This window comes from Mycobacterium sp. (genome assembly GCF_049281135.1).
GTDB lineage: Bacteria > Actinomycetota > Actinomycetes > Mycobacteriales > Mycobacteriaceae > Mycobacterium.
On record NZ_JBAPRN010000690.1, the window covers coordinates 1 to 14,769 of the forward strand.

Consider the following 14,769-nt stretch of genomic DNA (forward strand, 5'->3'; position numbering starts at 1 on the left):
CTTCTGGCCTGCAGACCGCGGTGATGCGTTCATCTTCGCGGCCGGTATGGTCATCGCCGTCGCCGTGCTGCTACGGCAGTTGCTGGTTCTGGACCGGAAACAACGCCTGCTCGAGGCGGTCGCCGACGCCGCGTTGCGGGATACGGTGACCGGTTTGGCGAATCGGCGGTTGCTCGATGAACGGCTGGCGCACGCGATGCAGTTGCATGTGCGTCTGGCTGTCCCGGTCAGCCTGCTCAGGGTCAGAGTCGACGATTTCAACGTCGTCAATGACACGTTGGGGTATGCCGCCAGCGAAGAATTGTTGCGCAGCGTGGGGGCGCGGATCCAAGCCAGCGTCCGCGTCGACGACACCGTCGCGCGCATGGGTGGGGATGAATTCGCGATCTTGGTGGAAGACCACCCCGAGGTCGCCGCGCAAGTCGGCACAAGGCTTGCCCGCGCGTTCGACAGCGCGCTCGACATCGGGGCCAACCGCGTTTACGTGCATCTGAGCATTGGCGTGGCAACCGCGAGACCGCACGACGACGGTTCCGTCACCGCGGGAGATCTCCTAGACCATGCTGAGGCCGCCCGTTCCCGTGCCGAGCAAACGAGTGCGACCGATATGCAGACTTTCACCCCGGAGATGGACGCCCATCTCGGCACACGGCAGTCGTTCCGCGACGGCATGGCCCGATTGCAACTGCTCTGGGATCTGCGGCGCGCGATCGACGATCGCTTGCTCACGCTGGTGTATCAACCGCAATTCGGGTTGGCCACTGGCGCCATCTGCGGCGCAGAGGCGCTATTGCGTTGGGAACACATCACTTTGGGCTCTTTGGAGCCTGGCGAGTTCTTACCGCTGGTTCGCGAACACGGGTTGATGGACGCCGTGACCGACCTTGTGTTGTCGCGGGCGGTGGCGGACGCTTCGACCTGGCACGCGGCGGGCACCGGGATCCCGGTCGCCATCAACATATGGGCGCGTTCGCTCGACGAGGACACCCTGCCCGACCGCATCATGTCCGTGCTGGATGCCCACGGCATGCCCGCCAACCTGCTCACGGTGGAGATCACCGAGGAATTGGTGGTGGCAGACTTCGCCAAGGGTCGTGCTGTGCTCAATCGTCTGCGCGACGCCGGCATTCGGGTCTCGATCGACGACTTCGGCAGTGGCTACTCCACGCTCACCTATCTGCGCGAGCTGCCCATCGACGAGGTCAAACTCGACCGGCATCTCATCGCACCAATCCCCTACGACCAACGCGCCGCGACGATCGCACGGTCGGTCATCGAACTGGCCGCGGAGCTTGGCATCGCGAGCGTCGCCGAAGGCATCGAGAACGATGAAACAGTGCAGTGGCTCAGGAGGTTCGGCTGCGACGTCGTGCAAGGCAATTACTTCTGCGGCCCGCTGCCGGCCGGTGAGATTCCGCAGGTTCCCTCGGTGCCGGCGCAGAAGGTCTAGCGGCGTAGTTGCTCTCGAAGCCGCTCGACGGAGGCCCAAACCGAATCGAGTTGCCGGGCAACCTGAGTGGGTGCGGTGCCGCCACGCCCGTCGCGTGAAGACACCGAACCCTCGATGGTGAGGACTTCCCGCACCTGAGGGGTCAGATTGGCGCTGATGGCCGCCAGCTGATCGTCGGTCAACTCCTCGAGTCCGACGCCGAGCTTCTCGGCCACCTGGACGGCCGCGCCGGCGGCCTCATGGGCATCACGAAACGGAACCCCCTGGCGCACCAGCCATTCGGCGATATCGGTGGCGAGCGTGAAGCCGGCGGGAGCCAGTGCTGCCATCCGCTCGACGTTGAACGTCAGGCTGCTCACCAGGCCGGCCATCGCCGGCAGCAGCAGCTCCAGCTGCGCCACCGAGTCGAACACCGGTTCCTTGTCCTCCTGAAGGTCCCGGTTATAGGCCAGCGGCTGAGCCTTGAGCGTCGCGAGCAGCCCGGCCAGGTTCCCGATCAACCGACCGGACTTGCCGCGAGCCAGCTCGGCGATGTCGGGGTTCTTCTTCTGCGGCATGATCGAGCTACCCGTCGACCACGAGTCATGCAAGGTGACGTAGCCGAATTCGGTTGAGCTCCAGATGATGATGTCCTCGGCCAGCCGGGACATGTCGACACCGATCATCGCGAAGACGAACGCCGCCTCCGCGGCGAAATCCCTGGACGCCGTCGCGTCGATGGAGTTGTCGGCGGCCGCCGTGAAACCGAGTTGCTCGGCGATCGCATCCGGGTCCAGCCCCAGCGACGAGCCGGCCAGCGCCCCAGAGCCGTACGGCGACAATGCGGTGCGTGCATCGAGGTCGACAATGCGGTCGACGTCGCGGAGCAGCGGGTGGGCGTGCGCGAGTAGATGGTGGGCCAGCAGGATCGGCTGCGCGGACTGCAGGTGCGTCTTACCCGGCATGATGGCGCTCGGATGAGCCGCGGCCTGGCCGGCCAGTGCGGCGACGAGGTCCAGCGCGCCCGCGGCCACACGCCGGAGCGCGTCGCGTAGCCACATCCGGAATAGCGTGGCCACCTGGTCGTTTCGCGAGCGGCCGGCCCGCAGCCGACCACCCAGGTCGGGCCCGACCCGGTCGATTAGTCCCCGCTCCAGCGCGGCGTGCACGTCCTCGTCGGTGACCAGCGGTCCGAAACTCCCGTCGGCGACATCTTCGGCCAAACTGTCCAGACCGGCCAGCAGCCCGTCGCGCTGATCGTCGGTCAGCAATCCGGCGTTGAACAGGACCTGAGCGTGGGCCTTGGACGCGGTGACGTCGTAAGGCGCCAGCACCCAGTCGAAGTGGGTGGATCTGCTCAGCGCGGTCAGCGCATCGGACGGGCCGTCGGCGAACCGCCCGCCCCACAGCGATCCCTCGTTGGTGCTCACGTTTCGTCGGTAGTCAGGTCCCGGCGCGCCGCCAGCTTGGACGACAGCCCGTGCACGTAGACAAAGCCGCGCGCCATCGACTGATCGAACGTGTCGCCCTCGTCGTAGGTGGCCAGGTTGAAGTCGTACAGCGACTCGGCGCTGCGCCGGCCGTTAACGGCGATATGTCCGCCGTGCAACACCATTCGGATCTCCCCGGTGACATGCTCCTGCGTCGTGGCGACGAAGCTCTCCAAGGCGGTCTTCAGCGGCGAGTACCACAGCCCGTCGTACACCAGCTCCGCCCACCGCTGGTCGGTGTGGCGCTTGAATCGGCCCAGTTCACGCTCGAGGGTGACGTGCTCGAGTTCGGTGTGGGCGGTGATGAGCACCATCGCGCCTGGCGCCTCGTAGATTTCGCGGCTCTTGATGCCCACCAGCCGGTCCTCGACGACGTCGAGGCGCCCGACGCCCTGCGCGCCCGCGCGCCGGTTGAGTTCCTCGATCGCCTGCAGCACCGACACCGAGTTGCCGTCGATCGTGACAGGTACGCCACGCTCGAAGCCGACGATCACTTCGTCAGGGGTGTTCCAGTTGACGGTGGGGTCTTCGGTGTAGTCGTAAACGTCCTTGGTGGGCGCGTTCCAGAGGTGTTCCAGGAAGCCGGTTTCCACGGCGCGGCCCCAGACGTTCTGATCGATGGAGAACGGTGAGCGTTTGGTGACGTTGATCGGAATGGCGTTCTCCTCGGCGAAGGCGATGGCCTTCTCCCGCGTCCACGCGTAGTCGCGGACCGGTGCGAGCACCTCCAGATCCGGTGCCAGCGAGGCGAATCCGACTTCGAAGCGGACCTGGTCGTTACCCTTACCGGTGCACCCGTGCGCGACGATGGTACCGCCATGTTCGCGGGCGGCCGCGACGAGATGCTTGGCGATGAGTGGCCGGCTGATCGCGGACACCAACGGGTAGCGATCCATGTAAAGGGCGTTGGACAAGATGGTGGGCAGGCAGTAGCCGTCGGCGAATTCGTCACGGGCGTCGACGACCACGGCTTCGACGGCACCACAGTCCAGTGCCCGCTGGCGCACCACCTCCATGTCCTCACCGCCCTGGCCCAGGTCGATGGCGACCGCGACAACCTCGCGGCCGGTCTCCTTGCCGATCCAGCTGATCGCCACCGAGGTATCCAAACCGCCGGAATACGCCAAGATGACGCGCTCGGACATGGATTGATCTCCTTAGAGTTGTGCGGTTATGTGAGGTCTTTGATCAGGGTCGCGAGCTCTGCGCCCGTCATCGGCTCGCGGGCCGCCACGAAGATCGTGTCATCCCCTGCGATCGTGCCGACCACGTAGGGCAGTGCGGCCCGGTCGATGGCACTGGCCAGGTAGTCGGCCGCGCCGGGCGGGGTGCGCAGCACGGCGAGGTTTCCGCTGGCATCGGTGGAGACCAGCACCTCGCTCAACAGCCTCGACAGTCGGGCGGTGCCACCGGATACCCCGCGTAGGGGGCTGCCGTCCTCTGGCACGACGTAGACGCCGACACCGCCGTCGGCCCCGCGCAACTTCACCGCCCCGAGTTCTTCGAGGTCCCGCGACAGCGTGGCCTGGGTTACCTCAACACCGTCGGCGGCGAGCAACGCGGCCAACTCGCTCTGGCTGCGCACCTCAGCCGACGACAGAATCGCCACGATGCGGGCTTGCCGTCCGACGCGGGTGATTTCGGGCGTGGTCTTCGAGCGCGTCATGCGGACCGCTCCAACAGCCACACCAGCAGCGCCTTTTGCGCATGCAGCCGATTCTCGGCCTCGTCCCACACCGCGCTGTGCGGCCCGTCGATCACGTCGTCGGTGATCTCGTGCCCGCGGTGAGCCGGAAGGCAATGCAGCACAACAGCTTCCGAGTTAGCCAGGGATAGCAGCCCGGCGTTGAGCTGGAATGGACGGAACGGCCGAACCCGGTCCAGCCCGTCGTCCTCCTGGCCCATCGACGTCCAGGTGTCGGTCACCAGCACGTCGGCGCCCGACGCCGCAGCGGCCGGATCTGCGGTGACCGTTACCGACGCGCCGGCATCGGCGGCGCGTCGCTCGGCGGCCGTGAGCACCGAAGGATCGGGGCCAAAACCGTTGGGAGCGGCGATCGTCACGTCCATGCCGGCGGTGACACCGCCGAGCATCAGCGAGTGCGCCATGTTGTTGGCGCCGTCGCCGAAGTACGACATCCGCAGACCGCGTAGCGATCCAATGCGTTCGGTGACGGTCTGCAGGTCGGCCAGCACCTGGCAGGGGTGGAATTGATCGGAGAGCGCGTTGACGATCGGGACCGTTGCGGTTTCGGCCATCGCGGCCAAACGGGCCTGCCCGTAGGTCCGCCAGACGATGGCATCGACGTAGCGGGACAACACTTTAGCGGTGTCCTGCAGCGTCTCCTCGCGGCCTAGCTGGGTGCTGCGGCCGTCGACCACCACGGGGTGGCCGCCGAGCTGAGCAATGCCCACCTCGAAGGAGAACCGGGTGCGGGTGGAGTTCTTGTCGAAGATCATCGCGACACCGCGCGGGCCCTCTAACGGGCGACGGCTGAACGGGTCCTTCTTCAATTCGGCGGCCAACGCCAGCACCTCTGCCTGTTCGGCCGGCGTCAGGTCGTCGTCGCGTAGAAAGTGTCGCGTCATGCAGCCCCCTCGGCGGTGTCCAGGATGCCCGGCAACGCGGTGACGAACGTGTCGAGCTGATGCTCGGAGATGATCAGCGCCGGCGCCAGGCGGACGACGTCAGGCGCGGCGGCGTTGACCAGGAACCCGGCATCGCGGGCGGCCCCTTCGACCTCTTTAGCAGTGGGAGAAGTGAGCGCGATCCCACACAACAACCCGCGGCCTCGAACGTGGTCGATCGACGGGTGATGAAGCGATTCGATGTTCTGGTGCAAGGTCTTTCCAAGCGCCCCGGCCCGTCGTATCAGATCTTCGCCGGCCAATACCCGCAGCACCGCCAGCGCCGCGGCGGCGCAGATCGGATTGCCACCGAAGGTGCTGCCGTGCAGTCCGGGCGTCAGTAGTTGCGCCGCCGGACCGATCGCCAGGCACGCGCCGATCGGCAGGCCCCCGCCCAGTCCCTTGGCCAGGGTCACGACGTCAGGGGTGATGCCGTCGTGCTGGTGCGCGAAAAACGTTCCGGTGCGGCCCATTCCGGTTTGGACTTCATCCAGAACCAGTAACGCACCGTGGCGGGTGGTGATGTCACGGGCGGCCGCCAGGTAGCCGTCGGGAGGTACGACGATGCCGCTCTCCCCCATGATCGGTTCCAGGAACACCGCGGCGGTATCGTCACCGACCGCAGCCGCCAGGGCGTCGACGTCGCCGTACGGCACGTGGCCCACGTCGCCGGGCAGCGGTGCGAACGGTGCCTGTTTGGACGGCTGCCCGGTCAGCGCCAGTGCGCCCATCGTTCGGCCATGGAAACCACCTTGCGCGGCAACCAATTTGGTCCGTCCGGTGAGACGGGAGAGTTTGAAAGCTGCCTCGTTGGCCTCGGTGCCGGAGTTGCAGAACAACACCCGCGCCTCTGCATCGGTGCCGAGGAGGCCAACCAGCGCCTCGGCCAGCGCGATGCCGGGTTCGGCGGCATACAAGTTGGAGGTGTGCCCCAGCGCCGACATCTGTCGCGTGACGGCGTCGAGCACAGCGGGGTGCCCATGCCCCAGCACGTTGACGGCGATGCCGCCGAGCAGGTCCAGGTAGGATTTGCCGTCCACGTCGGTGACCACGGCGCCGTTGCCACTGGCCAAAGCCACCGGCGGGACACCGTAGTTGTTCATCATCACCGCGGACCACCGCTGCTGAACGTCTTCGGTGTTCGTCATGCGCTCACCACCTTTGTGCCGGACCCTTCGTCGGTGAGCAGCTCGACCAGCACACAATGCTCGACGCGGCCGTCGATGACGTGTGCGCTGGGTACGCCGCCCTTCACCGCGTGCAGGCAGGCTTCGACCTTGGGAATCATGCCGGTCTCCAGCGTCGGTAGCAGGTGCGCCAAAGCGGTCGTATCGATTTCGCTGGCCAACGAATCCCGATCCGGCCAACTGGTATAGAGGCCTTCGACGTCGGTGAGCATCAGCAGCTTCTCGGCGCCCAGCGCCTCGGCCAACGCGCCCGCCGCGGTGTCGGCGTTGATGTTGTGCACCACGCCGTCGACGTCGGGCGCGAGCGTCGAGACCACCGGAATCCGGTTGGCGGCAATCAAATCCAGCACCACCGCAGGGTTGACCTGCGCGATGTTGCCCACCAGGCCGATATCGGTGTCGACGCCGTCGACGCTGACGCTGCGCCGGACCGCGGTGAACAGATTCGCGTCTTCGCCGGTGACGCCGACCGCGTAGGGGCCGTGCACGTTGATCAGGTTGACCAGCTCACGACCGACCTGACCGAACAACACCATCCGCGCCACATCGAGCACTTCCGGTGTGGTAACCCGGAAGCCGCCCTTGAAGTCGCCGGCGATGCCGAGTCGCTTGAGCATGGCGCTGATCTGCGGGCCCCCGCCGTGCACCACGACGGGATGGATGCCGCAGTTACGCAGGAAAGCCATGTCGGCGGCGAACTCACGTCGCAGCGTGTCGTTGGTCATGGCGTTGCCGCCATATTTCACCACCACGATCTTGCCGTGCAACTGGGTCAGCCAGGGCAACGCCTCGGCCAGCACCTGCGCTTTGACCTCGGTCGAGATCATGAGCTGTACGCCGAGTTCTCTTCGACGTAAGCGTGCGAGAGGTCGGTGGTCCGGATCGCGGCGTGCGCGGCGCCAACCCCCAGGTCGACGGCGACCTCGATGTCGGTGGGCGACAGGTCCACCTCGCGTGCCCCTGGCGCGCCGATCCCGTCGACGCAGACCGCTGAGCCGTTGAACGACACGGTGATCCGGTCGGGGTTGAGCTCTACCGGCGCCATGCCGACGGCGGCGAGCACCCTGCCCCAGTTCGGGTCGGAGCCGAACAGCGCGGTCTTCACCAGGCTGTCGCGCGCAATCACCCGGGCCGCGGTGACGGCGTCGTCTTCGCTGGCCGCGCCGGTCACGCTGATGGTGATGCGCTTGGTCACCCCCTCGGCGTCGGCTTGCAACTGGGCGCACAGATCGTCGCAGACCCGCAGCACGGCATCGTCGAGGTCGCCGTGGCTGGGCGCGATTTCGCTGGCGCCGGATGCCAATAGCAGCACGGTGTCGTTGGTCGAGCAGGCGCCGTCGATGTCGAGCCGGTCGAACGTCAGCGCGGTGGCACGACGCAGCGCATGCTCGAGCGCGGAGGCATCGGCGACGGCATCGGTGGTGAGCACGCACAGCATGGTTGCCAGCGACGGCGCCAGCATCCCGGCGCCCTTGGCCATGCCGCCGACCGTCCAGTTCCCCGGATGGTGCAGCGCAACTTGTTTGGGCACCGTATCGGTGGTCATGATGGCCCGGGCGGCATCTTCGCCGCCAGAGATGCCGCCGGCCATCTCGTGCACCAGATTCACGACGCCGGCCATAACCTTGTCCATCGGCAGTCGGTCACCGATCAAGCCGGTGGAACACACTGCCACGTCGATCGCCCCAGTCTCGGTGCCCCACTCCGACAACGCGGCGGCCAGGCCCTCGGCGGTGGCATGGGTGTCCTGGAATCCGCCGGGCCCGGTACAGGCATTGGCACCACCGGAATTCAGAACCACCGCGCGCAACTGCCCGTCGGCCAGCACCTGGCGGGTCCACAACACCGGCGCCGCTTTGACCTTGTTGCGGGTGAAGACCCCGGCGGCCGCGTGATCGGGTCCTTCGTTGAAAACCAGCGCGAGATCGGGTGCACCCGATGCCTTGATCCCGGCCGCGATGCCGGCGGCACGAAAACCCGCCGGAGCGGTCACGCCTTGCGCGCGTACCAGCGGAGCGAGGTCTGCGCGAGTCACGGTGCCACCCCGACCACCGAAAGACCTTCGGCCTCCGGCCAACCCAGGGCCAGGTTCATCGATTGCACGGCGGCGCCGGCGGTGCCCTTGACCAGGTTGTCGATCGCCGCGATCGCGACGAAGGTGGCCGCGTCCTCATCGACGGCGACCGCGATATGGGCGGCATTGCTGCCGATCACCGCACCGGTACGCGGCAATTGTCCTTCGGGCAACAGATGCACGAAAAGCTCGTCATGATAAGCCTTTTCGTAGGCAGCCCGCAGCTGCGACAGCGGTGACGTGGTCCGCGCGGTGCAGGTGGACAGAATTCCGCGTGAGGTCGGGATGAGCACCGGCGTGAAAGACACCGTGACGTCGCGACCGGTTACCTGGCTGAGTCCCTGAACGATTTCGGGGGTGTGCCGGTGCGCGCCGGCGATGTTGTAGGCCCGCGCCGAACCGATGACCTCCGACCCGAGCAGATCGGTTTTTGCTGCGCGACCCGCGCCCGAGGTGCCGCTGACCGCGACGACGGTGACGGCGGGGTCGATGAGATCGGCGGCCACGGCGGGAAACAGCGCCAACACCGCAGCGGTCGGATAGCAGCCCGGTACGGCGACGCGCCGGGCATCGCGCAACGCCTCCCGATTACCGGGTAGTTCGGGCAATCCGTACGGCCAACTGCCCGCGTGTGGGGAGCCGTAAAAGCGCTCCCACGCGCCGGAGTCGCTGAGCCGGAAATCCGCGCCGCAATCCACCACCAAGGTTTGCGGGTCGAGTTGTTGGGCCAACGCCGCCGAGTGCCCGTGCGGAAGAGCCAGAAAAACAACGTCGTGGCCATCCAGCACGTCAAGCTCGGTGGGCTCCAGCACCCGCTGCGCCAACGGCACCAGGTGTGGATGGTGCTCGGCCAGTGGGGTGCCTGCGCTGGCGGCGGCGGTCAGCGCGCCGATCGTCAGCCGTCCGTCGTGGTAGGCCGGATGCCCCAGCAGCAGTCGCAGGATCTCGCCGCCCGCATAGCCGCTGGCACCGGCGATCGCGACCCGTATGCCCTGGCTCATGATGCCCATCGTTGCATGACTATGCACACTGATGCAAACTCATTCTCGACGGCCGATTCAGCCGCGCAGTACCGCGCCGACCTGCTCGGCTGCGCGCTGGACCGCCGCATCGCGAGCCGCGCTGGCCTCGTCTTCGGTGAGGGTGCGATCGGCCGCGCGGAACCGCAGCGCGAAGGTCAACGACTTGCGGTCGTCGCCGACCTGCGGGCCGGTGAACACGTCGAACAGCCGGACATCCTCCAACAGCTCGCCCGCGCCGTCGCGAACGGCGTCCTCCACCGCCTGCGCGGGGACGTCGGCGTCCACGACGAGGCTGACGTCTTGGAATACCGCGGGAAACGGGGAAACGCGCGGTGCCGGGAACGCATCGACGATCGGGATGGCGTCGAGATCGAGCTCGACCGCGCAGGTGCCCTTGGGCAGGCCGGAACGCTCGATCACCGCTGGGTGCAGCTGCCCGGCGTGGCCGACCACGGTTTCGCCGACGAGTACTTCTGCGCAGCGGCCCGGATGCCACGGCAAATGCTGAGCGGCCCGCAGTGTCACGCCAATTCCACTGGCGCGGGCAACGATTCGTACTGCCTCGAAAGCATCGGCCGCCTCGGATCGCCGACCTGCGCCCCACGGTCCGCGCAGCTCGCGCAGCCCGGTCAATACCGCGGCGACGTGCTGGGGCTGTCGTGGAAGCGAGGTGTCCAGACCGGCGATCTCGTCGTCGGTGGGGCGCCGGGTCACCGGGATCAGCTCGACGGCTTTGGTCTGCTCGGTCGGCTGCACGACCTGCGCGACGGCGAACAGCGCAACATCGACGATGCCGCGAGAGACGTTGCGCGCCAGCGCTTCGAGCAGTCCCGGCAGCAAGGTCGTGGCCAGATGCGGCCGATCGGCTTCCAGCGGGTTGAGTACCTGCGTGGTCGTTCGCCGTGCGTCGTCGGCGGGCAGTCCCCAGGCGTCGAAGACACCGGCGGGCAGGAACGGCGTCGGAAGGATCTCGACGTAGCCGGACAGCGCCAGCGACTTGCCGATCGCGCGGCGGCGTCGTTGCGTCGCCGAAAGTCCACGGCCCGCCGGGGCCGAGGGCAGCACCGAGGGAATGACGTCCAGACCCTCCAGCCGCAGCACCTCCTCGACCAAGTCGGCCGGCTGCAACAGGTCGGGCCGCCAACTCGGCGGCGTGACGGTCAGGCTGTCGCCGGCATTGCCGACCGCGGCGCCGATCTGGGTCAACCGCCGGGCTGTCGTGCCCTGGGCATAGCTCACGCCGGCGACGCGGTCCGGCAGGTCAGCGGCGAGCCGGATCGGTGGGAGTGACCAGTTCTCCCGGGGCGGATCGCCCCGCCAGTCGGTGAGCTTCGCCGAGACCTCACCGCCGGTGATCTCGGCGAGCAATGCCGCGCAGCGATTCAACGCGGCAACGGAAATGGCCGGGTCGACCTCCCGCTCGTAGCGCCGGGCGGCTTCGCTGGGCAGACGCAGCCGTCGCGCGGTCCGCGATACCGCGGCCGGATCCCACACGGCAGCCTCCAGCAGCACATCGGTGGAGCCGTCGCGCATCTCGGTGCTGCCCGATCCCATCACGCCGCCGATCGCCGCCGTCGCGACATCGTCGACGATCAGCACGTCGGCCGGGTTGAGCCGGCGTTCGACGTCATCGAGCGTCTCGACCGTCTCGCCGTCCGCGGCGAACCGCACCGTGAGTCCGCCGGTGATCCGGTTGAGGTCGTGCGCGTGCATCGGGTGACCGAGTTCGAGCATCACGTAGTTCGTCGCGTCGACGGCCGGTGAGATCGCCCTGATTCCGCTCAGTAGCAGCCGGCGCTGTAACCACCACGGCGACAAGGTAGTTGGGTCGATACCGGTGACCGGGCGCAGCGCAAATCGGCGCACACCGGTCTCGGGCTGCACGGTCAGCGGCCAGGCCTCACCCTCACAGGGCAGCGCAGGCACATCAGCGGGATCGTGAAAGTCGAGGTCGTAAGCGCAGGCGATCTCGCGGGCCAGCCCGCGCACCGACATGCAGTAGCCCCGGTCCGGGGTGATGGCCAGATCGAAGATGACGTCGTCGAGTCCGAGTACCTGGGCGCCGCTCGTACCGGGCTCGGCGGTTCCCGGCGGCAGCACCAGGATGCCGGAATGGTCAGCGGCCAACCCGAGTTCGGCCGCCGAGCAGATCATCCCGTCGGAGGTGTGGCCGTAGGTCTTACGTGCGGCGATGTGGAATCCGCCGGGCAGCGTGGTGCCGGGCAGCGCCACCACCACCAGATCGCCGACCGTGAAGTTGGTTGCCCCGCAGACGATCTCGCGTGGCTTGTCTTCGCCGACGTCGACCGTGCAGGCGCGGATCGGCTTCTTGAACTCGGTGAGCTCTTCGATCGACGCGACACGTCCCACCGTCAGCGGACCCTCGACTGGGCCGAGCGTGATGATCTCTTCGACCTCGTGGCCGATGCGTATCAGCGCCTGCTCGAGGTCGTCGGGTTTTACGTCCCAGCCGGGAGCGCCGGCGCTGACGACCTCCCGCAGCCAGCTATAGGGGACGCGCATCAGGCCCCCACCCCGAAGGGCAACGAGAATCGGACGTCGCCTTCGACCATGTCGCGCATATCCGGAATGCCGTTACGGAACTGGAGCGTGCGTTCCAGGCCCATGCCGAACGCGAAGCCCGAATAATCTTGCGGGTCAATGCCAACGGCGCGCAACACGTTCGGGTTCACCATCCCGCAGCCGCCCCACTCCACCCAGCCGGCGCCGCCCTTCTTGTTCTCGAACCAGACGTCGACCTCGGCTGACGGCTCGGTGAAGGGGAAGAAGTGCGGGCGAATCCTGGTGCGCGCTTGCGGCCCGAACTCGGCACGGGCGAACGCGTCCAGGGTTCCGCGCAGGTGGGCCATCGACAGGCCCCGGTCCACTGCCAGCCCCTCGATCTGGTGGAAGACCGGGGTGTGGGTGGAGTCGAGCTCGTCCGTGCGGAATGTGCGACCGATCGAGATCACGTAGACCGGCAGCGTGCGTTCGAGCAACGCGCGCACCTGCACCGGCGAAGTGTGGGTACGCAGCAGCTGACGCGAACCGTCTGGCGCGATGTAGAACGTGTCCTGTTCACTGCGGGCCGGATGGTCGGCAGGGAAATTCAGCGCGTCGAAGTTGAATTGCTCGGTTTCGACTTCGGGCCCCTCGGCAAGTTCCCATCCCATCGCGATGAACGTGTCGGCGATGTGCTCGGCCAAGATCGTGATCGGATGGCGCGCGCCGGTCGGCTGCCGCGTTGAGGGCAGTGTCACGTCGATTCGTTCGGCGATCAACACCGCGGCATCACGCTCGGCGCGGAGCGCCGCGAGTCGTTCGTCGTAGCCGCGCTGGACATCGCCGCGCGACGTGTTCACCCGCTTGCCGGCATCTGCCCGCTCGGCCTTGGGAACGCTGCCCAGCGCCTGTCGCGCCAACGCCACCGGCGAGCGATCGCCGAGGTGCTCGGTCTTGGCGCGCGCCAGCGCGTCGAGATCAGCCGCGACCGTGAAGGCCTGCCGGGCTGCGTCGACCGCGGCGGTCAACGCCTCCGGCGACAGGGCTTCCGTTGACGGGGGCTGGGCACCCAACGCGGCCACACTCTCCTTTTCGGTGGACAAGCCTTGCCAGGCAATATCTGCCGGGCTGGCGACACGGCGTGACGCACAGGAGCCGATCATAGGTGGTCACCTCGGCGGCGATCGGAAGCCGTCAGCCTGATTTCACACACGCCGTGCGCGCGGCGGACGTCGAACGGCCGACCCTTGAGTATTTTCGTGGGGTGGCGACGCCTCAAGCTCCCGAACTGGTCCCGGCGCAGTACCTGCTGTCGCCGCGGGCCGCGGACCCGCGCACGCTGATCGACATCCTCTACGACACCGCCGCGTGCTACCCGGAAGCCGCCGCGATCGACGACGGCACGGTTCAGCTCACCTACAGCGAGCTGATCAGCGACATCGAAGCCAGCGTCGCCTGGCTGGCGGCCCGCGGGATCGGTCGCGGTGACCGGATCGGCATCCGGATGCCGTCGGGCAGTTTTGCGCTCTACGAAGCGATCCTGGCCACCCTGGCCGTCGGCGCGGCCTACGTCCCGGTTGACGCCGACGATCCCGACGAACGCGCCGAGTTGGTGTTCGGCGAGGCCAACGTGGTCGCGATCGTGAGCGAAGCCGGCATGTCGCGCGGCCCGGGCTCCTCGCGCGGCTGGCGGGCCGGTGCGCCACTGCCGCGCGATGACGCGTGGATCATCTTCACCTCCGGATCGACCGGCACGCCCAAAGGCGTTGCCGTCACGCACCGCAGCGCGGCCGCGTTCGTCGACGCCGAGGCGCAGATGTTCCTGCAGGACAACCCGATTGGGCCGGGCGATCGAGTCTTGGCAGGGTTGTCGGTGGCGTTCGACGCATCGTGCGAGGAGATGTGGCTGGCCTGGCGGCACGGCGCCTGCCTGGTCCCAGCCCCGCGATCGCTGGTCCGCAGCGGCATGGACCTCGGTCCGTGGCTGGTCAGCCGCGACGTCACGGTGGTGTCGACCGTGCCGACGCTGGCCGCACTCTGGCCCGCCGAGGCGCTCGAGGCGGTGCGGCTGTTGATTTTCGGCGGTGAGGCCTGTCCCCCGGAGCTGGCCACCCGCCTCGCCGTGGAAGGCCGTGAGGTGTGGAACACCTACGGCCCCACCGAGGCCACCGTGGTCGCGTGCGCGGCGAGGCTCGACGGGGTCGGCCCGGTACGCATCGGCCTGCCGCTGGCGGGCTGGGACCTGGCCGTCGTCGACGGCGACGCCCAGCCGGTGGGTGACGGTGACGTGGGCGAGCTGGTGATCGGTGGCGTAGGCCTGGCCCGCTACCTCGACGAGGCCAAAGACGCCGAGAAGTACGCGCCGATGCCGACGCTGGGCTGGCGGCGCGCCTACCGCAGCGGTGATCTGGTGCGGCTGGAACGCGAGGGCCTGATC

Annotated in this window: 12 protein-coding genes; 2 read left to right on the forward strand and 10 right to left on the reverse strand. The window is 67.7% G+C overall.

Features of this window, described 5'->3' with window-relative positions:
- A partial coding sequence (locus tag WAN02_RS27715) for a putative bifunctional diguanylate cyclase/phosphodiesterase (protein WP_422268429.1) occupies window positions 1-1,450 on the forward strand: 1,450 nt, incomplete at its 5' end.
- On the opposite strand, the gene argH is transcribed toward WAN02_RS27715, so the two are convergent.
- From argH to pheS, 10 genes are read right to left on the reverse strand one after another with little or no spacing between them, the layout of a single operon-like run.
- The gene (argH, locus tag WAN02_RS27720) at window positions 1,447-2,859 is read right to left on the reverse strand and encodes an argininosuccinate lyase (RefSeq protein WP_422268431.1); all 1,413 of its coding nucleotides are present in this window, start codon (window positions 2,857-2,859) and stop codon (window positions 1,447-1,449) included. The genes WAN02_RS27715 and argH overlap by 4 nt on opposite strands.
- Entirely contained in the window at window positions 2,856-4,064 is a 1,209-nt protein-coding gene (locus tag WAN02_RS27725; RefSeq protein WP_422268433.1) for an argininosuccinate synthase, read from the reverse strand. Before WAN02_RS27725 ends, argH begins: the two co-directional genes overlap by 4 nt.
- Window positions 4,065-4,090: 26 nt before the next feature.
- Entirely contained in the window at window positions 4,091-4,585 is a 495-nt protein-coding gene (locus WAN02_RS27730) for an arginine repressor (protein ID WP_422268435.1), read from the reverse strand.
- Window positions 4,582-5,508 (reverse strand): ornithine carbamoyltransferase, encoded by a 927-nt coding sequence (gene argF, locus WAN02_RS27735; protein WP_422268437.1) that lies wholly within the window; start codon window positions 5,506-5,508, stop codon window positions 4,582-4,584. Before argF ends, WAN02_RS27730 begins: the two co-directional genes overlap by 4 nt.
- Window positions 5,505-6,695, reverse strand: coding sequence for an acetylornithine transaminase (locus WAN02_RS27740; protein WP_422268439.1), 1,191 nt, complete (start codon window positions 6,693-6,695; stop codon window positions 5,505-5,507). The genes argF and WAN02_RS27740 overlap by 4 nt, the downstream gene beginning before the upstream one ends.
- On the reverse strand, window positions 6,692-7,561 hold the full coding sequence (argB, locus tag WAN02_RS27745; RefSeq protein WP_422268441.1) for an acetylglutamate kinase: 870 nt from the start codon (window positions 7,559-7,561) through the stop codon (window positions 6,692-6,694). The genes WAN02_RS27740 and argB overlap by 4 nt, the downstream gene beginning before the upstream one ends.
- Complete coding sequence (gene argJ / locus WAN02_RS27750; RefSeq protein WP_422268443.1) at window positions 7,558-8,769, reverse strand: bifunctional glutamate N-acetyltransferase/amino-acid acetyltransferase ArgJ; 1,212 nt, start codon at window positions 8,767-8,769, stop codon at window positions 7,558-7,560. The genes argB and argJ overlap by 4 nt, the downstream gene beginning before the upstream one ends.
- On the reverse strand, window positions 8,766-9,809 hold the full coding sequence (gene argC, locus WAN02_RS27755) for an N-acetyl-gamma-glutamyl-phosphate reductase (protein ID WP_422268445.1): 1,044 nt from the start codon (window positions 9,807-9,809) through the stop codon (window positions 8,766-8,768). The genes argJ and argC overlap by 4 nt, the downstream gene beginning before the upstream one ends.
- A 57-nt stretch (window positions 9,810-9,866) precedes the next feature.
- Complete coding sequence (pheT, locus tag WAN02_RS27760) at window positions 9,867-12,353, reverse strand: phenylalanine--tRNA ligase subunit beta (protein ID WP_422268447.1); 2,487 nt, start codon at window positions 12,351-12,353, stop codon at window positions 9,867-9,869.
- Window positions 12,353-13,495, reverse strand: coding sequence for a phenylalanine--tRNA ligase subunit alpha (gene pheS, locus WAN02_RS27765; RefSeq protein WP_422268449.1), 1,143 nt, complete (start codon window positions 13,493-13,495; stop codon window positions 12,353-12,355). Before pheS ends, pheT begins: the two co-directional genes overlap by 1 nt.
- A gap of 101 nt (window positions 13,496-13,596) precedes the next feature.
- Between pheS and WAN02_RS27770 the strand changes: the two genes are divergently transcribed.
- Window positions 13,597-14,769, forward strand: a 1,173-nt coding sequence (locus WAN02_RS27770) for an AMP-binding protein (protein WP_422268451.1), incomplete at its 3' end; no start/stop codon positions are given.